This window comes from Paenibacillus ehimensis NBRC 15659, from assembly GCF_004000785.1.
GTDB classification, from domain to species: Bacteria; Bacillota; Bacilli; order Paenibacillales; family NBRC-103111; genus Paenibacillus_G; species Paenibacillus_G ehimensis.
In genome coordinates, this window is sequence record NZ_BILX01000005.1 from 25,672 (window position 1) to 48,766 (window position 23,095).

16 protein-coding genes are annotated in these 23,095 nt (G+C 57.4%); 5 read left to right on the forward strand and 11 right to left on the reverse strand.

Annotated elements, in window-relative coordinates:
* Nucleotides 1–61: 61 nt before the first annotated feature.
* Nucleotides 62–583, reverse strand: a complete 522-nt coding sequence (locus tag PEH01S_RS04375; protein WP_164827674.1) for an RNA polymerase sigma factor — start codon at nt 581–583, stop codon at nt 62–64.
* Between the two features lie 169 nt (nt 584–752).
* On the opposite strand from PEH01S_RS04375, the gene PEH01S_RS35020 reads away from it, so the two are divergent.
* Entirely contained in the window at nt 753–1,019 is a 267-nt protein-coding gene (locus tag PEH01S_RS35020; protein WP_174807096.1) for a hypothetical protein, read from the forward strand.
* Nucleotides 1,020–1,562: 543 nt separating this feature from the next.
* On the opposite strand, the gene PEH01S_RS04385 is transcribed toward PEH01S_RS35020, so the two are convergent.
* From PEH01S_RS04385 to PEH01S_RS04420, 8 genes are all read right to left on the reverse strand, one after another.
* Nucleotides 1,563–4,298 (reverse strand): alpha-mannosidase, encoded by a 2,736-nt coding sequence (locus tag PEH01S_RS04385; RefSeq protein ID WP_127484080.1) that lies wholly within the window; start codon nt 4,296–4,298, stop codon nt 1,563–1,565.
* A 24-nt stretch (nt 4,299–4,322) separates the two neighbouring features.
* Nucleotides 4,323–7,427 (reverse strand): beta-galactosidase, encoded by a 3,105-nt coding sequence (locus tag PEH01S_RS04390; protein WP_127484081.1) that lies wholly within the window; start codon nt 7,425–7,427, stop codon nt 4,323–4,325.
* Nucleotides 7,424–8,743, reverse strand: coding sequence for a glycoside hydrolase family 125 protein (locus PEH01S_RS04395; protein WP_025849032.1), 1,320 nt, complete (start codon nt 8,741–8,743; stop codon nt 7,424–7,426). Before PEH01S_RS04395 ends, PEH01S_RS04390 begins: the two co-directional genes overlap by 4 nt.
* A 243-nt stretch (nt 8,744–8,986) precedes the next feature.
* Nucleotides 8,987–9,913, reverse strand: a complete 927-nt coding sequence (locus PEH01S_RS04400; RefSeq protein ID WP_174807097.1) for a carbohydrate ABC transporter permease — start codon at nt 9,911–9,913, stop codon at nt 8,987–8,989.
* A 21-nt stretch (nt 9,914–9,934) separates the two neighbouring features.
* Entirely contained in the window at nt 9,935–10,870 is a 936-nt protein-coding gene (locus PEH01S_RS04405) for an ABC transporter permease (protein ID WP_025849029.1), read from the reverse strand.
* Between the two features lie 112 nt (nt 10,871–10,982).
* Nucleotides 10,983–12,458, reverse strand: a complete 1,476-nt coding sequence (locus PEH01S_RS04410; RefSeq protein ID WP_025849028.1) for an ABC transporter substrate-binding protein — start codon at nt 12,456–12,458, stop codon at nt 10,983–10,985.
* Nucleotides 12,459–12,606: 148 nt separating this feature from the next.
* Entirely contained in the window at nt 12,607–14,130 is a 1,524-nt protein-coding gene (locus PEH01S_RS04415; RefSeq protein WP_127484083.1) for a response regulator transcription factor, read from the reverse strand.
* A complete protein-coding gene (locus PEH01S_RS04420; RefSeq protein ID WP_127484084.1) occupies nt 14,123–15,931 on the reverse strand; it encodes a cache domain-containing sensor histidine kinase in 1,809 nt (602 codons plus the stop codon). Before PEH01S_RS04420 ends, PEH01S_RS04415 begins: the two co-directional genes overlap by 8 nt.
* Before the next feature lie 256 nt (nt 15,932–16,187).
* Between PEH01S_RS04420 and PEH01S_RS04425 the strand changes: the two genes are divergently transcribed.
* From PEH01S_RS04425 to cydC, 4 genes are read left to right on the forward strand one after another with little or no spacing between them, the layout of a single operon-like run.
* Nucleotides 16,188–17,597, forward strand: a complete 1,410-nt coding sequence (locus tag PEH01S_RS04425) for a cytochrome ubiquinol oxidase subunit I (protein WP_127484085.1) — start codon at nt 16,188–16,190, stop codon at nt 17,595–17,597.
* Nucleotides 17,581–18,597: a cytochrome d ubiquinol oxidase subunit II gene (gene cydB, locus PEH01S_RS04430; RefSeq protein ID WP_127484086.1), complete on the forward strand. Its 1,017-nt coding sequence runs from the start codon at nt 17,581–17,583 to the stop codon at nt 18,595–18,597. The genes PEH01S_RS04425 and cydB overlap by 17 nt, the downstream gene beginning before the upstream one ends.
* Nucleotide 18,598: 1 nt before the next feature.
* A complete protein-coding gene (cydD, locus tag PEH01S_RS04435; protein ID WP_127484087.1) occupies nt 18,599–20,326 on the forward strand; it encodes a thiol reductant ABC exporter subunit CydD in 1,728 nt (575 codons plus the stop codon).
* The gene (gene cydC, locus PEH01S_RS04440; RefSeq protein ID WP_127484088.1) at nt 20,323–22,122 is read left to right on the forward strand and encodes a thiol reductant ABC exporter subunit CydC; all 1,800 of its coding nucleotides are present in this window, start codon (nt 20,323–20,325) and stop codon (nt 22,120–22,122) included. The genes cydD and cydC overlap by 4 nt, the downstream gene beginning before the upstream one ends.
* A gap of 241 nt (nt 22,123–22,363) precedes the next feature.
* Here cydC and PEH01S_RS04445 read toward each other — a convergent pair whose 3' ends face one another.
* On the reverse strand, nt 22,364–22,594 hold the full coding sequence (locus PEH01S_RS04445; RefSeq protein WP_025849018.1) for a cold-shock protein: 231 nt from the start codon (nt 22,592–22,594) through the stop codon (nt 22,364–22,366).
* Between the two features lie 86 nt (nt 22,595–22,680).
* Nucleotides 22,681–22,881 (reverse strand): cold-shock protein, encoded by a 201-nt coding sequence (locus PEH01S_RS04450; RefSeq protein ID WP_025849017.1) that lies wholly within the window; start codon nt 22,879–22,881, stop codon nt 22,681–22,683.
* Nucleotides 22,882–23,095: the final 214 nt, after the last annotated feature.

Below are 23,095 nucleotides of genomic sequence, written 5' to 3' on the forward strand. Positions count from 1 at the left end.
CCCCGAAAAAAATAAATCCAAGACCTGTACCGAAGACTCCACCGTCCTTCTAGGTCTTGGATTAATGCATAATTAGCCCGAAGCTCAAAGGCGAACGGGGTTCCTCCATCCATTCGCTTAACCGTTCTCTGCTCCGCCAAAGGGCCTTTTTTACACGCTCCGGGGGCATCTCGAGAATTTCCCCTATTTCTTCATAGGATAGCCGGCATTCGTACTTCAGCGAAACAAGCAGCTTCACCTCATCCGGCAGCGCGTCGACGGCTTCGAGGATGGTACGGGGTCCGAGCTTGCCCGGCTTCAGCCTGCGTTTGCCCGAAGCCTTCGCCATTTTGCACCGGTGGATCAGCATCCGGTAGGCCGCCGTCGTCATGGAAGCCGTCGTTGGCACAAACCCTTGCTCCGCCTGTCTGCGATACAACTCGACGAACGTACGCTCCACCTCCTGCGCCGCAAGCTCGCGGTCTTGGAGCAGCCGGTGCGCAAGCCGGTAGATCGGCTCTTGCAGCGATTCGATAAAGCTGCGGAATGCTTGAAGCTGTTTTTGGCCGTCTGCAGAAGCCGGCTGGTACTGCTGTGGATTCATGCTTTTTGCCTCCGTTCTCATCGTCCCTTTCATTATAAGTCCCCGATGTGTACTTTAAGTGTATTTCAGACCATAAATTGAATGCCTTTGCAACCATGTCATTGCTTCTATTTTCCGTTTCGTGGTACAGTCTTGCAGGAAAAAAGAACTACTCGGGGAGGTCATCTTTGTGAAACTACAGAGAGTAGCTTTGAGTATTGCTCTATTGTGCCTTTCCTTTGCGGCTGTCGCCGGCGCACATCCGGGGCGGTTGGACGAACGCGGGGGACACACTTGCCATACCAATTGCGCAAAATGGGGCTTGGATGACGGCGAATACCGCTATCATCGGAGTCAGGCGAAATTTTTGCCCCCTTCGGACAGCGAAAACAGCGGAGATACCGATGCCGGCCTTGACTTGGAGGAAGATTCTATCTCAACCAATCCTTCACCGTAAGAAGCGGCAGCCATTGATTCAATCCGTGTAAATCTGCCTCTATTTGACGTTATCGTCAACGGTCATCAGATCAACAATTATGTGACACCCTTTCCGGTTATTGAATATAAAGGGATCGCTTATTTCCCGATGACCTTTCATTATGCCCAAGCCTTAGGCTTAACTGCAAGCTGGGATCAAGCGATTGGCTTTTCCGTGAGCCGAACGGATGACAAAGGAGCCAAGCCCTATGTCAAAGTCCGCACACCTCCTTCCCAATTAAGCGCAAAGCTTCCGCAATTTAACGTTTTTGTTAACGACGGCTGGGTCGATAACTCGAAAGAAGAGTATCCCTTTCTCGTGCTGAACGATGTGACGTATTTTCCTATGACGTGGAATTTCGCTGTCGAGCAGCTGGGACTGACAACCAAGTTTGAAAACAACCGCCCTTCCCCGTCCGACATGCACCCGTTGTCTGCCCGCCCTGCTGAACGAAGCAACGCCGCAAAAAAAAGCAGCCTACCCCCCGAGTCTCGAGGTGTAGGCTGCCCTGCAGCATATACCTTACTTGCGTTTCATGCCCAGCGTGACAATCTCGTAAGGACCGACCGGCAAAGATACGCTCGGCCCCTCCGAAACGAGCGGTCCCGCTTCCTCCAGGACGTTGCTCTTGTAGACCGTTTCCCCGCCGCGGGCCGAATGCAGCCCCAGCTCCGTTCCGGCCCCTTCCATGTTGAACCATCTCAGCATGAGATCGCCGGAAGCCTCGCTCACTTTCATGGACGAGAACGCAAGCGCGCCGCCTTCCCAACGGTACGGGGCATAGCCCGAAGCGATCGGGCCGCCGTGCACGCCGGTTTGGCAAACCGTCCACGGAACCTGGAACCGATACGCCTCGGCAAAAGCGCCCGAAGCCGAGCCGTCGCCGCTATGCGGAATAATCTCCAGCCGCACCGTGTGCTCGCCGAGACATTGCGCCTCCGGCGTCGGGAACAAGCCCCAATCGCCCAGCTCGCTGACGGATCTAAGCAGCGTGACGGCAATCGTATTCCGTCCGTCCCGCAGCACTTCGTACTCCTGAAGCCCGAGGTTGGCGATCGTGAGGCCCGCCCCTGCTCCGCTTACGTCGACGAACGCTTGCTGATGCTGCGCATTGCTCGGATTTTCCCACTCCGCCGCCGGTTCGTTGTCCCGCGTCGCAATCTCGAAGATCGAATCGGCGCGGTGCACCGCCGTCTCCACGTCGGTCGGGAACAGCGCGCGCAGCCGGTGATCCTTCGCCTGGTTGTTGAAGGACGCTTGCAGCTCGACCCCCCGGCCGCTGCGGCTCAGACTGACCTGCGTGCGGATCGTGAGCGGCACCATGTCCTGAACGCGCTGCCCTTTGCGGTGCGGGAAATAGACCAGCTCCCGCTTCTCCTGCTCGAACACGGCATCGCCCGAAGCCGGAACCGACCACTCGTGCACGATTTCCACCGTCGCACGGTACGGCGTATCCTCAACGACGCGGATGTCCGCCTTCAGCCCTTTCGTCGTCAGCGCCATTTCGCCGTTCGGCTGCTTATACATATACTCGTTGCCGATATCGCCGGTATTCTCGTATACGCCCAAATCGCGGAACGTGCGGCCCGTTTGCTTGTCCGTCACGGCGAGGGAGCCGTCCTCCGCGATCTCGACGCGAAGCAGGGCGTTCTCCATCACCCGGTCGCCGTTCAGTAAAGAAGCGGCGGCGGCAGCTGGGGACGAAGCCGGCTGCGCCAGCTTGAGCCACGCGTACGCCGCAACGCCAAGCGCAGGCACGTTCTGCGCCTCGAAGGTGAGGCTCACCCGGCGGCACATATACGGCTGACGAAACTTGTCGTCCGGCAGGTCGTAGCCGAACTGCAGGCCCAAGTCCTGCATCGTGAACGGCACGGCGCGGCCTTCCGCATCGACCAGCGTGCGGCCGGAGACGTCGAGCGCCTGCATGCGGCGGCTCATTTCGTCCAGCGGGAAGCCGTCGCGGAAATACATGCGCTCGGCGTCCAGCTCCACGGTGACGACTCCGGTTCGCTCCCAGCCCGTCGTATTGAAGACGACAAGCGGACGCGCCTCCGCGCCCATGCGGGCGAACACGGACGTATCGACCGCTTCGGCGATGACGCGCTTGCTGTCGTCGACGATGGTCTCGGCCACGTGACGGCTTTTGTCGAAGCGGGTGACCATCTCGCGGTGCACCTCGTCCACGCTGCAGCCGCAGATACTGTCGTGCGGATGGTTCTGCATCAGCGTTTTCCAAGCGTACGTGAACAAGTGGTGCGGATATTCCTTACCCAGCAGGTGCGCGAAGGACGCCAGCGGCTCGGCCACTTTCTCCAGCAGCGCTTGCCCCCGCTGGTTCATCTGCTTCAAGTAAATGCGGGCGGACGCGGTATTGACCAGCGTCGACCATCCGTCCGTGCGCTGGCTGCGCAGCTCGCCCTTCACCACGGACAGCTCCCGGTCCAGAGATCGGTTCACGGCCTGCAAATAATCCGTCACGTTCGAGTGGACGAATTCCGTGTCCGGGAACAGCTTCCGCGCCGTGCGGATCGCCTCGGACAAGTCCTGCTGGATCGGCTGGTGGTCGCAGCCGTTCATGAACAGCAGCTCGCCGGTGGAAGCGTATTTCTCGGCATCCGCCAGCTTCCGCTCCCAGTATTCCTTCGCTTCCTTCTCGTCCGTCGGGACCTCCATCCCGTTGCAGTACCAGTTCGCGAACAAAATGCCGAGCACCCGCGAGCCGTCCGGGCCTTCCCAGAGCAGCTCGGAGAACGACGATTCGTAGTCCGAATCGGATACGGTATTGTTGAAGCCCGTCGGTTTGACGCCGCGGCCGAACATGGCGTTGTCAATGCCCGCCTGGCGCAAAATTTGCGGCGCCTGCCCCATATTGCCGAACGTGTCGGGGAAATAGCCGACCTTGGCGATCGTTCCGTACCGCGCCGCGTCCTGATGCCCGATCTGCAGGTTGCGCAGGTTCGCTTCGCTGCTCGTCAGGAAGGCGTCCTGCAAAATATACCAAGGCCCGATATGAATGCGGCCTTCCCGGATGAACTTTTCAAGCTGCTCCTTTTTTTCCGGCCGAACCTGAAGATAGTCTTCCAAAATAATCGTCTGGCCGTCCAAATAAAAGCTCTTGAACTCCGGATCGCGTTCGAGCGTATGAAGCAGCGTATCCATCAGCTGGATCAGCAGCATATGATGCTTTTCGTAAGGCAAATACCATTCCCGGTCCCAGTGCGTATGGGAAATGATATGCGCGGTTCTTTTTTTGCTCATGGCTTGTGACGCCTCCTCCCCGGACTACTCTCCGGTCACTTGGATATGAACTTCCTTCGGCCGGTACACGGACTTCAAGCGGCCTTCCCGGTCGACCGCGAACAGCACCGAACGCTCTTTCTCCAGCACAAACGAATACCGGCGTCCCGTAGCCGGGTCCTTCACTTCCACATCGGTATCGAAGGCGAATTCGGATACGAAGACGAACAGCGCGCCGTCTTGGAAGGCGAGCTTCCGTCCGTACACGCCCGGGAACCCGCCGCCGCGAAGCCATTCCAGCTCCGCGCGGAACCCCGCTACCGTCAGCGCGTGTTGGTACAGCAGCGCAAGCGGCTCGGCGCGCTCGTTCAATTCGACCGGCAGCGGGCACCAGAGGAGCCGCCCCGAACCGAGCGGAACGTCGAGCAGCTTGTCGGCTTTCGCTTCTGCGGCTTCGTCCGTCCGGACTTCCTTCGCTACCTCGGCGATCCGCCGCTGTCCGAACGAGACGGGCAGCAAGCGGCCGTCGAGCTCCAGCATTTCTTCGCGCCGCACGTTGGCCGGACGGTAAGAGCCGACCGTATCTTTAAGACGCTCTTCCGGCTGCCAGTAGGCATCCAGCCCGAGAGGACCGGTAACAAGCAGCGTCGCTCCGGTTGCCCGTACAATGGCGATCAATTTCGCAAACGCTTCGCTATCTATATTGTGCGCGCTCGGCAGGATGATCAGCTTCGCAGGCGCTTCGGCGAGCGAATCCAAATGGTATTCCCCGACTCCGCGGAAAGGAACTTTCAGCTCGTAGGTTAGCACCCGCGTCAGACGGGTCGTCGCATCGAACGCCAATTTCCGGTTGGAAAAATCGTTGGAATACGGGAAGACGACGGCGACCTCCTCCAGCTTGCGGCCCTGGAACAAATCCCTGATTTCTTCCATAAAGCGGCCGAATTCGTAGGAAACGTCCGCCTCCGGCTTCTCCGTTCCGTCCGCCCGCAGCGCCCCGATGTGCGATTCGTTGGCGTTATCCATATAGAAATTCGTGTTCCAAATCCAATGAACCGCCCCTGCGCCGCCCGTCGAGAAAGCATAGGCGTATTTGCGCTCCAGGATGCTGCGCAGCTCCGTCTCCGAACGCTTCGCCCGTCCGTCCGGCGTCTCCACGTACATGATGCCGGTCTCCTGCACGAGATTCGGCTTATCCGGCGTCTTCGCAAAAATGCCGTCCCACACCAGATGATCGTTCAGCCACCACGAGTGAACGGTCGTGTAATCCGACGCCTCCGCGTAGAAGAACGGCGACGGCCGCTGCGCGCCCAAGGCTTCGTCCTGCCCGACGACGACCAGATGATCGGGGCAGACGTCCTTGATCGCGGCGTAGAGCTGCTTCGCCCACCGGTTGTGCATCTCCATCGAGAACAGCGCGTAGTCGAGCCAGCGCGTGCCCTTTTTCCCCTTGTGCATATCCTGCACGTCGAAGTTGATCTCCTCCGGCTCCGGCGGTACGGCCGCTGCAAAGTCCGGCAGCTGCTCCGGCGACATGTTCCAGCGCTCCTGCAGCCGTCCGATCGATCCGTGCCGCTGCTTCAGCCATTCGCGGTAAGCCGCCAGCTCGAACGGATCGCGGCATGACCGCGGGCCGTCGGAGAAAATCTGCGGCGGATCGAACATCGACGGCTCGTTGATGAGATCCCAGTCGACATGCTTCGTATCCCGGTGCCGCGAGACGATCGAACGCACGAACCGTTTCTGCGCTTCCACGCTGCGCGGGTCAAGGTAAGGGTTGAGGCCCTCCCAAGGCTCCGGCGTAAACGAGAAGAACGTGAACGTGACCTGCAAATCATGCTTCTTCGCCGTAAGCAGGAAGGCGTCGATCGAGCGCAGCACCTCTTCGGATGCATGCCCGTCGACCTGCATGATGTTGCGGTACGCCGTCCAGATGCCGGTCCGAATCCAGTTGATGCCGGCCTTCTTCATCTGCGCCATGTCGCGGTCCCAAACGGCCGCGTTCGGCAGAAATAGAAACTTGCGCGCCACGTCCGACGTCATGTACGTCATCCCGACGACCGGGAGCGGACGTCCGTCCTTGACGAAATAGTCACGGCCGCAGCTGACTGACGTGCCTGCGGCCAGCAGCTTGGCGTCGAGGCCCCAGAAACCCTGCCGCAGGATGCGCGTCTCCCCGTCCGGCGCTTGCGCCTGACAAATGATATGGTAAAAGCCGCTCTGAAGGTCAAGCGGGACGGAAATGCGGTGAATATTCATCTCCTCCGTGACGTCCGCCTCCAAGCGCTCCGTCCAGGAGGCTTGCCCTGCCTCGTGCTCCACGGACACCGAGAATTTCCAAGCCCCCGCGGACCCGCGCCCGATCCGCTGCGTTTGCAGCGTGAGCATCGCCCGCTCGCCCGGCTCATATGAAGCGTAGTTCGGCTTGATCCACAGCTCGGTCACGCCTTTTGCGCAAAACGCGGCCCATTCCTTCAGCGCTTCGGCCCCGCCCTCGTTCCAGAATGCCGCAGTCAGCGGCAGATGGACGAACAGCCAGCGGCCTCCAGAGAAGGGGCCCTTCGTTTGCTCCCAGAGCACGACCGGCGCGGCCACCTCCCGGCCTTCGGCCGAGATGCCTTTCAGCAGCGGATAAATATGCGTGTCCATCGGTCCGGCGGAGCCCATCTGATGCGGCAAATCGCTGCTCTTCGTGACATGCGGCACCAAGTTCCACGTATCCGCTATCGAGAGCAGCGCTTCCTTGCCGGCCAGCAGCGGAATGTCGGCTGCGGCTGCCAGCTTCTCTACCGGAGCCGCATCGACCCGCAGCGCTTCATGAATATGAAGCTGCTGATGGTAAGCGGTTTGCTCGGCTTCCGCATGCCAGCCCCCGTTTTCCTCCCGAACCGGGTGCTTGAACGGCGCGCCTCCGGCGCTAATAAGCCCGCCGCCCCGCCGGAGAAAGCCGAGAATCGCGGGCCAAGCAGCCTTCGGAAAATACGGCGCATGCAGGTTGACGAAGCAGCCGCCCTCGGCGGAGCGCAGCGCCTCCGCCAGGCGGTCCGCCGGGACGACCTGCCCCACACCCTGCAGCAATCCAGCATCGATCTGCATCTCTTCACCGAGCGGAAAGCCCGGGTCGTAGAAAATGACGATGGGCCGCGTCATACAATCCCTTCCTTCATCGCTTCGTACACAAGCAGCGAGAACAAGCTGTTGGACCAAGCAAACCAGCTGCGCGTAAAGACGGTCGGGTCATCCGCATGAAAGCCTTCATGCATGAAGCCGGTATCCGCGTCCGTCGCCTCCAGCATCGCGAGCATTTCCAGCTTCTCCTCTTTGGTCACCGCCGTCAGCCCCTGCATCGACAGCGCCATGTGCCAAATATAATCCGGCGGCGTGTGCGGGCTGCCGATGCCTTTGGCTACCTTGCCCTCGTAATAGAACGGATTTTGTTTGCTCAGGGCAAAACGTCTCGTATTTTGATAAATCGGGTCATCCGGCGTCGTATAGCCGATATACGGAATCGACATCAATCCCGGCGTTCCGGCGTCGTCCATCAGGCAGTAGTTGCCGAAGCCGTCCGTTTCGTAAGCGTAGATCGGGCCGAACTCCGGATGGCGGTAAATGCCGTACAGCTGAATGCCGTGATCGACATCCGCTTCCAGCTTCTTCAATTCGTCGACGAACGCCAGATCGCGGAACACCCATTCGGCCATCTCGCGCATCTGCCGCAGCGTTACGACCGCGAACATGTTCGACGGAATGTTGTAGTGGAAATCGCAGGCGTCGTCGCTCGGACGGAAGCCGGACCAGATCATCCCCGTGTAGTTCACCGGCATGCCCAACCCGTTATTGCGCAGCGAATCCGTAGGCACGTCGTTATTGCGCGTGAAGCGGTACGGCGACAGCTCGAAGTGGCGCTGCTCCGTTTTCCAGAGGTCGACCGTTTTGCGCATCGCGGACTTGAAGTTCGTATCGAAAATGTCCGTCCGCTCGGTTTCCTTCCAGTACTTGTAAGCCAAACGCATTGAGAAGCAGATCGAATCGAGCTCGAATTTGCGCTCCCACACCCACGGGGACATTTCGGTTTCGTCCGTCGTATTCCAGTGCCAGTCGTTCGCCGATTCGTTGAAGGCGTTGGCATACGGATCGATATGGATATATTGAATGTGCCGTTTAATCAGTCCGGCGATCAGCTGCTGCAGATCCGGGTCGTTCTTCGCCAGCGGCACGTAATGAATCACTTGCTCTACGGAATCGCGCAGCCACATCGCCGGAATATCCCCGGTAATAATGAACGTCGTTCCGTCTTCCATCCGTTTCGTCGTCGTCGCCAGCGTGTTCGGAAAGCAATTTTTAAACAATTGCAGCAGCTTGGGACGATGGGCCAGCTTAACCTCCGCTTCCGCCAGCACGTCCTGCACCGCCCGCGGCAGCTCCATCGCAGGAATCGGAATTTTAGGTAATCTGAATTGTTCCATCTCGACCGTCAACCTCCATTTTTTCTACTACTCACCGGATTTTTTTGAAAATGGGGCTCACGCGGCACAGTGGCACGCGGTGGGGTATCCACTGGAGGAGCGGTAGCGTTCGCCTTTGTCCGCGGGAAATATCCGCCGCCAAGCGGCTCAAATTAAAGATTTCCTGCGGACAACAGCGACCGGAAGTGGATACCCCACCGCCCCCGTCTCACGTCGCTGAATACCTGATTTTCAAAAAAACCACTACTCCTTCACAGCTCCAACCGTCAACCCTTGAATAAAATACCGTTGGAAGAACGGGTACGCGAACACAATCGGCCCCGTCGCCAGGACGACCATCGCCATCCGCGACGTATCCTGCGGCAGCGATTGCAGCACGGCTACGCCCATCGACGGGTTGCTCGTATTTTGCAAAATAAACTGCATGCTCGTCTCGATCCGCATCAGCATCGATTGCAGCGGCACCAAGCTCGGCTTGTCAATATAGAGCAGCGCGTTGAACCAGTCGTTCCAGTACCCGAGGGTGCTGAACAAGCCGATCGTCGCGAGCGCCGGAAGCGATAAGGGCAGAACCAGGCGGAAGAAAATCCCGAATTCGCCCGCACCGTCGATTTTTCCCGATTCGATAATGGCATCCGGTACGCTCGTGGAGAAGAACGTCCGCATAATCATGATGTAGAAGGCGTTCACGGCCAGCGGCAGGATGAGCCCCCAGATGGAGTCCTTCAGCCCAAGCAGCTGCGTGACGACAATATAGGTCGGGACGAGCCCGCCGTTGAACAGCATCGTGAAGAAAGCAAAAAACGAGAAGAAATTGCGGTATTTGAAGCTTTTGCGCGAGATCGCGTACGCGAACAGCGCAATCATAATCATGCTGAGCACCGTACCGATTACGGTGACGGCAATGGTGACACCGTAGGACCGCAGCAGCTGATCCCCGGCTTTAAACACATAGCGGTAAGCTTCCAGACTCCATTTTTCCGGAATGATCCGGTAGCCGTTGCGCGCCAGCGTCCCTTCGTCCGTAAACGAAATGATCGTAACGAACACGAAAGGAAACACGCACGCAATAGCCAAAATGCCGGCAATCAGGTTAAAAATAACGTTCCAAGCCGGAGACAAATGATGAAAATCCCGGCTTCGTTTCATCGTTCGTGCGGACACGACCATCCCCTCCTTTTTCCATATCGATTAATACAATGCGTTGTCTTTATTGAATTTGCGAACAATGGCATTGGAGGTAATGACGAGCACGAAACCGACGAACGATTGATACAAACCGGCCGCGGTGCTCATGCCGATTTCCCCGGTAAACTTCAGACCCCGATACACGTACGTATCGATGACGTTGGTGACCGAATACAGCGTTCCCGAGTTGCGCGGCACCTGGTAGAACAGCCCGAAATCCGCATAAAAAATACGCCCGATCGCAAGCAGCGTCAGAATGGTAATCAGCGGCGTCAGCATCGGCACCGTAATGTGGCGGATTTGCTGCCATTTGTTCGCCCCGTCGATCATCGCCGCCTCATACAGCGACTTGTCGATCCCCATGATGGCCGCCAAATACACGACGCTGTTATAGCCGATCGATTTCCATAGAAAGACGAGCGTCAGAATAAGCGGCCAATACGTCGGATCGTTATACCACTGCGTGGCGGTGAGCCCGAACGCTTTGGCGATTTGGTTGATCATGCCTTTGTCGAAGCTGAGGAAGCTGAATACGAAATACCCGACAATAACCCAAGACAAGAAATAAGGCAGGAACATCCCGGTCTGATACAGCTTGGCCAGCTTCTTGTTGGCGATCTCCGCCAAGATGATCGCCAGCCCCACGGCCAGAATCAGGCCGATTATGATAAATACGGCGTTATACAGCAGCGTATTCCGCGTAATGAGAAAAGCGTCCTTCGTGCTGAACAGAAATTCGAAGTTTTTGAGCCCGACCCACTTGCTGTTCACAATGCTGGCCAGGAATCCGTCGCGGTGGTACCGGTATTCCTTGAAAGCGATAATCGTTCCGGCCATCGGCAGGTAAGAGAAGAAAAGAAACCAGACCGTGGCGGGAAGCACCATGAGAAGCAAGGCTTTGTTCCGACTGAAATCCTTGAGCACACCCTTCACATCCATCACCCCTCGCGTTCAAAGAGACGGGGCGAATGAATGCCATTCGCCCTGTGTCCCGTTCTTATCGTTGACCGAGAAAGCTTCGGTCAAGATCCTGCTGCCTTTAGAAGCTTGATTACTTTTTCGTCGCTTTCCATGCGTCGATTTGACGCTGCGCTTCTTCCATGATTTTGTCGAGGCCGGCAGCTTTAAGCTTCTCGTTGGCCTGCGGCAGGATTTGATTCGGATCGACCGTACCGGTCATCAGCGGCGCCCAGAATTCTTCTTTGACGTTCTGAACCGCTGCAATTTCGCTCGTCACTTTGGACGGGTCGAAGTTGAAGCCGAGCAGCGCGGCAGGCTTGCCGGTAGCGTTGAATTTCTTGAAGCCATCCCATTTGTCCTTCGGATCGGTCGGGTTCAGGTACGTGATCATCAGGTTACCCAGCGAGAACGTCGGCATATCGTAGTTTTTCGATTCCGGCAGGTTCTCCATCACGTTGTCGCCGACTTTTTTGTAGTGCACGCCTTCGATCCCGGAGTCGACCATGTTGCGCAGCACCGGATCGGTGTTCAGCAGGTTCAGGAACTCCATCGCCTTTTCCGGATTTTTGGAGTTCGCCGAAATCGCTTGCATCGAGCCCATAACGGACCAGTTGTAGATGTAAGCCGGGCTGGCCGGCGTGGAGACGACCGGATAACCGTAGCTTGCCGACCACAGGTTATCCGCGAACGGCTGCGTCGTAGCCTTGTCTGCAAACCATTTGCCGGTTTTTTGCACGTCCGTCGAGGAAACCATCGTTGCCGCTTCCGTAGGAATGTAGCCGGCTTTGTAATATTTGTGCATCGTTTCGAGCGTTTGCTTCATTTCCGGCGTATCCAGAATGTTGACGACCTTGTATTCTTGGCTGTCGACTTTGACCGCCATCGGCATTTTCTCGATCACATAGTCGTACGGTACGAAGACGCCGTAGTTTTTGTCGACGGAGAACGGAATAACGCCCGGTTCTTTTTCTTTAATCGTTTTCAAGAGCGGCTCCAGGCTTTCCAGCGAGTTGACGTTCTTGATATCGAGGTTGTACTTGTCGAGCAGCTGTTTGTTGAAGCGCCATACCTCTTGCGCCGGCAGCTCTTTGTTGGCCGGAATGCCGTAGTTGTGGCCGTCGACTTTGGAACCGCTTAAGAAGGCGGGATCAAGCATGTCCTTAATGCCTTTGCCTTGCTTCTCCAGCAGATCGTCGATCGGCATGAATGCGCCTTTTCTTGCGTTCTGAACGTAGTCGAACGCCCAGGAAGACGTGAACATGATGTCCATCGGCGTACCGGAAGCGGTCATGACCTGCATTTTTTGCGAGTAATCGCCAAAGTCGATCATGTTCATTTTGACGGTAACTCCGATTTTTTCTTTCGTATATTTGCTGACTTCTTCCATGACCCGGTCGACGTCCTTTTGCGGCGTACCGATCGTATACCAAATCAGCTCAACAGGTTTGCCCGCGGCGCCTCCTGCGTCCTGCGCACTGTCCTTGCTGCCTCCGCATGCGGTCAAAACGACCGAAGCCGACAGCATGAGCGCGAGTCCGGCAAACAGGCTTCTTTTTTTCATTTTCATGTTCGCAGATACCTCCCTTTTTCTTTCAAGCGCCGTTGAATCGTTTCAATGGCTACCTTTACATTAACTCAAGAAAGCATTTACAAATAGGCAAGAAACTAAAGGTATGCTGTACAAAATAAAGAAAGGGTCTGCCGTAATTCACCCTTCACAGCAGCCCTTTGTAATCCGTCGGGGAAATCCCGACATATTTTTTGAATTGTTTGTAAAAATAACTGGTCTCCCAATACCCGACGGTTTTGGCGATTTCCTGAACTTTCAGATGCGTCTCTTTCAATAGCGTCTTCGCCTTCTCGATGCGGTACTTGTTGATATACTCCGTAAAGTTCTCGCCCGTCTCCTTATGGAACAGGTGGCCGAGATACACCGGATGAATATTGAACTGCCCGCTGAGCGTTTTGAGCGACAGCTCTTCGGCATAGCTGTCGTGAATCAGCTTCAGCACCTGCTGAATGACGGGGCTGCGGACGTCCTGGATCAACGAATCGACGGTTAAGCCCGCCACCGTCTTCACGGCCTCGGTCATCCGGTCCACCGTTCCCGCATGCAGCACGCGGCCGAACGCTTCCTGATACAGCTCCAACGAATCCGTATGCTTGATTGCTTTCAGCTCCATCTTAAAGCGGATCATCAGCTCGATGGAGATTTGCTGCAGCCGCGCCGGCGTCATGCCTTCCTGCGTCAGAAGCCGCTCGTAATCCTGATCGATCCGGGCGAGCAAGCCATCTTTATCTTTGGCTAAAATAAGCTTGGAATATTCCGCCCACTCCAGCGGAAAATCGAGTCCGGCCGCCCCCCCGGACACCGCAACCTCCTCGTAATCCAGAATGTCACGGTCGGGATAGAGCAGAAAAAATTCCTGCGCCTTCTTCGCATGCGCATAGCTTTGCGCCGCCTCGTAAGGCAGCCGCTCCACGCTGCCAAGCGAAATGCGGCAAGACCGGGAAGCCGCGGCGCAATCCGCCTTCATCCGGGCCAGCAGCTCCAGCGCGGCGCGCTTGCCCTCCGCCGGCTCGTCCAGCGTAAAGACGACGACCAGCTCGCCGTCCATATTGTGAAACGGAATGACCGACAGGCCCGGCGGCCTCTGTTCCGCGACCAGGTCGGCGCCTCCCGCGTCTCCCTCCGGAAAACGGACGAGCGCCACAAGCGCATAGGGGCGGTTCAGCTGCAGCTGCAGCAGCTCGGCGCGCTCGTCGAATTCGTTCGGCGCGATCTGCCCGGTCAGCCACCGGTGCATAATGTGCTCCTTCAGAATGCGCATGTCCTGTTCGCCCAAGACGCGCTCGGCCTGCGCGGCGTTCAGCTTGTCCGTCGTCGTGGTCAGCGTGGACCTCAGCTCCTGCACGTCGATCGGCTTGAGCAAATAATTTTCGATCCCAAGCCGCATGCCTTCCTTCAAATAATCGAACTCGTTGTAGCCGCTCAGGATGATGACTTTAAGGCCCGGGTTCCATTCACGGACGGCGCGGATCAGCTCCAGCCCCGTCATGACCGGCATCGAGATGTCCGTAATCAGAATGTCGGCGGGCGTGCGCTTCAAGGCGTCCAGCGCCTTCTGCCCGTTCCCCGCGTGACCGACGATTTCGAGCCCCAACGCGGCCCAGTCGATAATATCGTACAGCCCTTCAATAATGAAAGGCTCGTCATCCACCAAAAACACTCTATACATCGGATTCTCCTGCTCCTTCCTTCTCGGGGAACCATACGGTAACGGTCGTGCCGACCCCGGGCTTGCTCTTCAGCTCCATCCCGGCCTTATTTCCATGCAGCAGCTTGAGCCGCTCGCAGACAACCCGCAGTCCGAACGATCCGCCGACCTCTTCGGGCGCTCCGAGCGCTACCTTGATCTCCTCGAGCCGCTGCGGCTCGATCCCTCTGCCGTTGTCCTCCACCCGGACGCGAATTACCCCGTTCTCCCGAGAGAACCGGATGACGGCGCGGTTATCGTCCCGGTCCGCCTCAATGCCGTGAACAATGTAGTTTTCGATGATCGGTTGGAGAAACATTTTGACGACGGGAATCCCATACAGCTCCCGGTCGCATTCGATGACGTAAGTAAACCTGTCTTTATACCGGATACGGAACAGCTCCAAATACAGGCGGCACGCCTCCAGCTCGTCCTTGAGCGTATAGACGGCCTTCTGCTGCACCACGTTGCGGAACAGCGCCGACAGGCTGAAAATCATCTCGCCTACGTCATGCGCGCCTTGGGAGATAGCCCGCATCCGGATCACTTCGAGCGTGTTGTACAGAAAATGCGGATTGACCCTCGCCTGAAGCGCGGCGAATTCCGTATGCTTTTGCCGGATTTCCGCTTTATACACCCGCTCGATATAGCGGTTCAGCTCGTCCAGCATATCGTTGAAGCTGCGGGAAATTTGGCCCAGCTCGTCTTCCTTCGGCTCGATGATGCGCGAGGTCAGATCTCCGGTCTCCACCTTTTTCATGAACCGGATAATTTTGTTCGTCCGCTTGGCGAAATTGATCACCACGAGCGACGGAAACAAGATGGCGATCAGAATGCCCAGCACGCTGGCGATGATGATCGTCCGTCTCCACCCTTGGGAAGCGGCCGCGATCTCTTGCTTCGGAATCGTGCCGGCCACGATGTAGCCCGCCTGATTTTGCGCCAGCGTCGTAATATACGATTCCTGCTCCAGCATGCCCGTCTCCTGTTGAATTTGGTCCATGAAAGGATAAGGCTTGCCGTAATACGAGCCCGAAGAATCGAAAATCACTTGCCCGTCAGGGGTCAGCACAAGAATGGTCCCCTTGAGCGTCTCCTTGTAGCTGGCCAGCGACTTCCAGATGCCGTCGGAATCGAAATAAATCAACAGCTGCCCGATATATTTCAGCGAGTTTTTGTCGTTCATGGCCGCCCGGACGGCAAACAGCCGGGGGTCCCATTGATCGATTTCCTTGCGGACCCACGGATTGGGCACGGAAACGTTCTTATTGTCCAGCGCCATCGCATCCGGGATATACGAATGGACGGCATTGGTCCTATGAAGCTTCGCCGATTTTTGCCGGTTGTACACATACAAGTACTGCTTCTCCGCGCTGTACAGCATCAGATTCCGGATATCCGGATCGTCCTCAAGCCGGTTGGCGAAATAGGACAGGCCGTACGGAGCGACATCTTCTTCATAATATCGGTTCAAGCCATGCTCGATATAATCCCGAAAATCGTGCTGCAGGAAATACGAGATGTCGGCGGCCAGTCTCGGATCGCGGTATACGCCCAGCACCATCGATTGCACCGACTCGTATTTTTCGCTCAAAAACGCGTTGACGCTTTCCATCGCCTTCTTCTGGTTGTCCATCTCCCGCTGAACGACGGATTGCGACATAAAGTGAAACATCAGGTACGAGAGCGTGATGATGGTCAGAATCGTGATGAGGGCAAACGAAAGCAGCAGCTTCATGAACAAGTTGTTTTTAACATATCTCCGGTATACGCTTCCAATCATCCGTTTCCCCCCCTGCTGCCGTTCCTGCGCTACGATCCCTAAATTATAGCATGTCTGAAAATGAATCGGGAAATGTTCCAAAATAGTTCAAAAGTTCGGATTTTCACAAACGAAATCCCGGGATCACTGTGATCTAAGTCATATTTTCCGGGACAAGCTTTCTCCACAATAAAGATAGACCATGACAATCCTCACAACAATCCGTGACGGTTTGCCAAAAACAACAGGTTCAAGAGAAAGGTGGAATAGGACTCCCATGGATGTAGTGATGCTCTCGCGCATACAGTTTTCCGCAACGACGATTTTTCACTTTATTTTCGTGCCCATCTCGATCGGATTGGCGTTGATGATTGCGATCATGGAGACGATGTACGTCGTCAAAGGCCAGGAAGAATATAAACGGATGGCCAAGTTCTGGGGCAAATTGTTTCTGATCAATTTCGCCGTCGGCGTGGTTACCGGGATTTTGCAGGAATTCCAGTTCGGCATGAACTGGTCGAATTATTCGCGGTTTGTCGGGGACGTCTTCGGCGCTCCGCTGGCTATCGAGGCGTTGCTGGCGTTTTTCATGGAATCGACGTTTATCGGCTTGTGGATCTTCGGATGGGAGCGGCTGTCGAAGAAGGTTCACCTGGCCTGCATTTGGCTGGTGTCCATCGGCACGACGCTGTCGGCATTCTGGATTCTTGCCGCCAACTCCTTCATGCAGCGTCCGGTCGGCTTCACGGTCAATAACGGACGGGCGGAAATGAACGACTTTCTCGCTCTGATCACGAACGGCCAGCTGTGGTGGGAATTCCCGCATACGGTGTTCGGCGCTTTTCTGACCGGTTCCTTTCTGGTGGCCGGGATCAGCGCCTGGAAGCTGCTGAAGCGCCAAGACGTGTCTTTCTTCAAAAAGTCATTCCAACTCGCGATCGTGATCGCCTTGATCTCCTCCGTCGCCGTCGCGCTGTTCGGTCACCAGCAGGCGCAATACCTGGTTGCCACCCAGCCGATGAAAATGGCGGCCAGCGAAGGCCTGTGGGAAACGAGCAGCGATCCTGCGCCTTGGACGGTCACGGCGTTCATCGATCCGGTGAAGCAGCAGAATACAATGGAAATCAAGGTTCCGTATCTGCTCAGCTATTTGTCGTACAGCAAGTTTTCCGGCAGCGTGCCGGGGATGAAGGACCTTCAAGCGGAATACGAGCAAAAGTACGGCCCGGGCAACTACATTCCGCCCGTGCGCACGACGTTCTGGAGCTTCCGCATTATGGTGGCCTGCGGCACCGTCATGATTTTGCTGGGCTTGTACGGATGCTATCTCGCGGCCCGCAAGAAGCTGGAGCAAGCGGGCAAGTGGTTCCTGCACGCCATGGTGTGGGGGATCTCCATGCCGTTCATCGCCAACACGTCGGGCTGGATCATGACGGAGATCGGCCGTCAGCCGTGGGCCGTATTCGGGCTTATGCGCACCGAGGACGGGGTATCCCCGAGCGTCAGCGCCGGACAGGTGCTGTTCTCGCTGATCTCGTTCACCGCCGCCTATACGGTGCTCGCTATCGTCATGGCCTACTTATTCATCCGGGTGATCAAAAAAGGGCCGAATGCCGTCGAGCATGCCGAAATCGAACATGCGGACGATCCATTCGACAAGGAGGGACAACATGCTTTCTCTAAATGAGCTTTGGTTTATTCTTGTGGCGGTTTTGTTCGTCGGCTTCTTCTTTCTGGAGGGGTTCGATTTCGGGGTGGGCATGTCTGCATCGCTGCTGGGCAAAACCGACGGACAGCGCCGGGTACTCATTAATTCGATCGGCCCGTTCTGGGACGCGAACGAAGTCTGGCTGCTGACGGCGGGCGGCGCGATGTTCGCGGCTTTCCCCAACTGGTACGCCACGCTGTTCAGCGGCTTTAACACGCCGCTTGTCGTTCTTCTGCTGGCCTTGATCGGCCGGGGCGTCGCCTTCGAGTTTCGCGGCAAGGTCGACAGCTGGCGCTGGAAGAAGACCTGGGACGGCGTTATCTTCCTGGGCAGTCTGCTGCCTCCGTTCCTGCTCGGGGTCGTCTTCGCCTGCCTCCTGAAAGGCTTGCCGATCGACGGGCAGATGGAAATGCGCGCCGGATTGTTCGATATCGTGAACGTCTACAGCGTCATCGGCGGCGTGACGGTCACGGTGCTGTGCCTCGTGCACGGCCTGATGTTTACAACGCTGCGGACAACGGGAGACTTGCAGGAGCGGGCGCGCGCGCTGGGCGGCCGGCTGCTGATCCCGCTCGCGGGACTGCTCGCGGTATTCGGAGCGATGACTTACGCGATGACGGACGTATTCCAGGTCCGCGGCGGGATTTTGACGGTCCTGGCCGCTGCCGGAGTCGCCGCCTTCCTACTGGCCGGCGCCTTTAACGCCAAGAAGAAGGACGGCTGGGCGTTCGGCATGACCGGAGCCGTGATCGCTCTGGCGATCGTTTCGGTGTTCATCGGACTGTTTCCGAGGGTCATGATCAGCTCCATCGACAGCGCGTTCAACCTGACGATCCACAATGCCGCTTCCGGCCCTTATTCGCTAAAAGTGATGACGTACGTCGCTTTAAGCCTGCTTCCTTTCGTGCTCGGCTATCAAATCTGGAGCTATTTCGTCTTCCATAAACGCGTGCACGAAAAGCAGCACTTGGAGTACTAACATGGGAAAGGCGCTGCTCGGTTATCAAGGAATCAAGCCGGTTCTCGTCCTCATGACCTTGCTGACTCCGGTGCAGAGCGCCGCCATCTTAGGTCAGGCGGCATGGCTGGCGGAGGTCGTCTCCGCCCTGTTTGCCGGAAAGCCGCTGCAGGAGCTGACAGGCGCCACGCTGCTGTTTCTGCTTGCCTTTCTGGCCCGTCAGGCGACGGGACTCGTCCAGCAGAAGATCGCTTATCGCTACGCCGAGAAGACGGGCGCGAGCTTGCGCAAGCAACTGATGGAGAGGCTGTTCGAGCTCGGGCCCAGGTTCGCCAAAACGGAAGGCACGGGCAATCTGGTCACGCTGGTGCTGGACGGCATCTCGCGGTTCCGCACGTTTCTGGAGCTGACGATTCCCCGCATGCCTTCCGCGGCGGTTACCCCTGCGGTCGTGCTGGCGTACGTATTCTGGCTCGATGCCGTATCGGGCGTCATCCTGCTCGTGACGATGCCGATTCTCATCGCGTTCATGATCTTGATCGGACTGGCCGCGCGCAAGCAGATGCAGCAGCAGTGGCAGTCCTACCGGGTATTATCGAATCATTTTGTCGATTCGCTTCGCGGGCTGGAGACGCTGAAGGTGCTCGGCCGCAGCCGCTCGCACAGCGAGACGATCGGGCGGGTGAGCGACAAATACCGCTCGGCGACGATGCGCACCCTGCGCGTGGCGTTCTTGTCGTCGTTTGCGCTCGATTTCTTCACCATGCTGTCCGTCGCCTCGGTCGCTGTCAGCCTGGGGCTGCGGCTGGTGAACGGCGACCTCATGTTGATAACGGGACTTACGGTACTCATCCTGGCGCCGGAGTATTTCCTCCCCGTCCGCTTGGCGGGGAGCGATTATCATGCCACCTTGAACGGAAAAGAAGCCGGCGAGGCGATCCGGGCCATTCTGGAGCGGCCCTCCGGGGCTAAAGCCGCGACCGAGCTTCCGGCCTCGTTCGTCTGGAACGGCGACAGCGAGCTGACGCTTTCGCGGGTTCAGGTGCAGCATGAGCCGGATGGACCGTCATCGCTGCAGAACGTAACCGTCCGAATCCGGGGCTTGCGAAAAATCGGCATCGTCGGCGAAAGCGGCGCGGGGAAATCGACGCTGATCGATGTGCTTGGCGGGTTTCTGCATCCGACGTCCGGGAATATCGAGCTTGACGGGTGCAGGGTTAGCTCCATGCACGCGGAAGCCTGGCTTAACCAAACGACGTATATCCCGCAGCATCCGTACCTGTTCCACGGCTCCTTGGCGGACAATGTCCGCTTCTACGCCCCGGATGCGCCGCAGGAGGAGGTCGACCGGGCGATTGCTGCGGCGGGACTTGCCGGGCTCGTCGCCGGCTTGCCCGGCGGGAGCGGGGAAATTGTGGGCAATGGCGGGCGGCCGCTAAGCGGCGGGCAGGAGCAGCGCGTCGCCCTGGCCCGCGCTTTTCTCAGCCGGCGGCCCGTCATGCTGCTTGATGAGCCGACCGCTCATCTGGACATCGAGACAGAATACGAGCTGAAAAAGACGATGCTTTCCTTGTTCGAGAATAAGCTGGTGTTTCTGGCGACGCACCGCTTGCACTGGATGCCGGATATGGACTGGATCATCGTCCTGGATCAAGGACGGGTCGCCGAAACCGGTACGCATGAGGAATTGTTGGCGAACAAAGGAATTTACTACCAACTAGTCGCATCGCAGAGAGAGGGGATATCATGAAGCGGGAAGCTTGGCTGCGCCCGGAGTCGCGGGCATTTTACTGGCGGTTCGCGGCGATTGTGGCCTTAGGGGCGTTAACGGCCGGGTGTGCCGCTTCCTTGATGTTCACCTCCGGCTATCTCATTTCCAAGTCGGCGCTGCGCCCGGAAAACATCCTGATGGTCTACGTCCCGATCGTCTTGGTCCGAACCTTCGGAACGAGCCGGGCGGTCGTGCATTATGTCGAACGCCTCGTCGGACACGATACGATTCTGCGGATGATCTCGCTCCTGCGCGTCCGGCTGTACCGGCTCCTCGAGCCGCAGGCGCTGTTCATCCGCTCCCGCTTCCGCACGGGCGACATGCTCGGCGTGCTGGCCGACGATATCGAGCATCTGCAAAACGTTTATCTGCGCATCGTGTTTCCGGGCGCGGCCGCTTTCGTCGTATTCGTGTTGTCGGTGGCGGCGCTGGGCTGCTTTGACGGAAGGTTTGCGCTGCTGACGGCCGTTTACTTGTTGATCCTCGGCCTCTTGCTGCCCGCCGCTTCCTTAGCGGTCACGCGGAAGAACCATACGCTGCTCAAGCGGCAGCGCGGCGGGCTGTACCGGAAGCTGACCGATGCGGTGCTCGGGATGAACGATTGGGTCGTCAGCGGGAGAGCGGCAGGCTTTATTGAAAGCTACGAAGCCGATGAAGCGGAAATGGCGGGACTGGAACGGCGAACGAGCGATTGGACCCGACGCAGAAACGCGATCGCCCAAGGGGTGGTCGGGCTCATGGTCGTCTCCATGATCTATTGGGCGGGCCAGCAAGCGGCCGACCAACGGATCGCCGCGACCTTGATCGCCGCTTTCGTGCTCGTCGTGTTCCCCGTGGCGGATGTGTTTCTGCCCCTTTCGGAGGCCGTGGAGAAGCTGCCGCAGTACCGGGAGTCGCTGAACCGGTTGTCCGGGATCGGCGGGCGGGCCGGCTCGGGCGGGGGAGCCCAAGGCAGCAGCGGCGGAGAGACCCTGCCGAGACAGTCCGGCAGCGTTCCTGCGCCTGTGCGGAATGAGGCCGGGGCGGTCTGGGCGACGGCGCATATTCAAGTCGATGGCGCCTCCTATCAGTATGAGCCCGGAAACCGCTGGGAGACCGATCGCGTATCCATAGATCTTCCGCAGGGGAAGAAGATTGCGGTCATCGGCCGCAGCGGCGCGGGCAAATCGACCTTGTTGAAGCTCATTCAAGGAGCGCTCGTCCCTACGCAAGGCCAAGTGGCCATTAACGGCATACCGGCACATTCGCTTGGCGACAGCATCTCCGGCGTCATCTCGGTCTTGAACCAGAGTCCGCACCTGTTCGATACCTCGGTCGCCAACAATATCCGGCTCGGGAAGCCCGAAGCCTCGGATGAGGACATCCGCCTCGCCGCCAAGCTCGTCAAGCTGGACGCCTTGATCGAATCGCTGCCTGCAGGCTATCGGACGCCCATGCACGAAACGGGACAGCGCTTCTCAGGCGGCGAGCGGCAGCGGATCGCACTTGCGCGCATCCTGCTGCAGGACACCCCCGTCGTGCTGCTGGACGAGCCGACGGTGGGACTCGATCCCCGGACCGAACGGGACCTGCTTGCCACGATTTTCGATACGCTGCGGGACAAGTCCTTGATATGGGTTACGCACCATCTGGTCGGGGCCGAACAGATGGACGAAATGATATTTATGGAAAACGGCCGCATCGAAATGAGAGGCTCGCACGCCGAGCTCCTGGAACGCTATCCGCGCTATCGGAATTTGTATCGTCTGGATCGGCCGGGCGAGCCGGTTCTATAAATTTCAGCCCGCCTTAAAGAGCGGTGAGCCGCTGCTGCTGACAGCCATTGTCAGTAGCTTTTTGCATGCTGGTTGCTAGCCATTGGGCAGAAGCTCAAGCGCTGAAACGATGAGTTGAATGCAAACAAGGACCACCTAAAAAAGGTCGTCCTTGTTCTTAAAATAATGGGAAAGGGAACCGTGACCGTTCAGATCTCCAGCAATTGAGGAACGCTGGCATGCATGGACATGCGGGTACGGGCTACGAGATTTGGATGCCTTTCTTGAGCGACTTCGGGTCGCCATTCGGATTGACCAGCAAGGGCAGCATCTTCACACTGCGAACCATCGGGGAATGGCACTGCCGGCATACCGGCACATCCTCGAACGCAAAGTTGTCCCGCATCCAGCCCTTGCATCCTTCCTTGCTGCAAGACCAGATCGTCGTGTTTTCCTCAGGGATATCCTCTAACGATTTCTTTTGAAAGTACACAGTTAACCCCTCCCTTGAATTAATAACCCTTGATCCTAAAAAAACTGCCCTCAACACAAGTTAAGGGCAGTTTGCTTGGGCTTACATTACAGCTTTACAACATTTTCGGCTTGCGGTCCGCGGTTGCCTTGTACCACATTGAATTGGACACGCTGGCCTTCATCCAACGATTTGAAGCCGTCGCCTGTGATCGCGCTGAAATGCACGAATACGTCGCTGCCGCCTTCCACTTCAATAAATCCAAAACCCTTGTCAGCATTAAACCATTTTACTGTACCTGTTTGCATCGTATGACCTCCAAAATTTGATTTAACATGTCCTTTTTTATCCTTCGACGAAATAAAAAATTCACACATTGAAAAAGGCTCCATCACACAAATGATAACCCTTTTCAATATGTGAATTCACAGGTCAAATATATGATTAACCTAAGCTTACCATAATTAGATCCAAAAGACAAGTTTGTTACCGTTCCATGCTTCCGGGCGGCATCTTTTAACC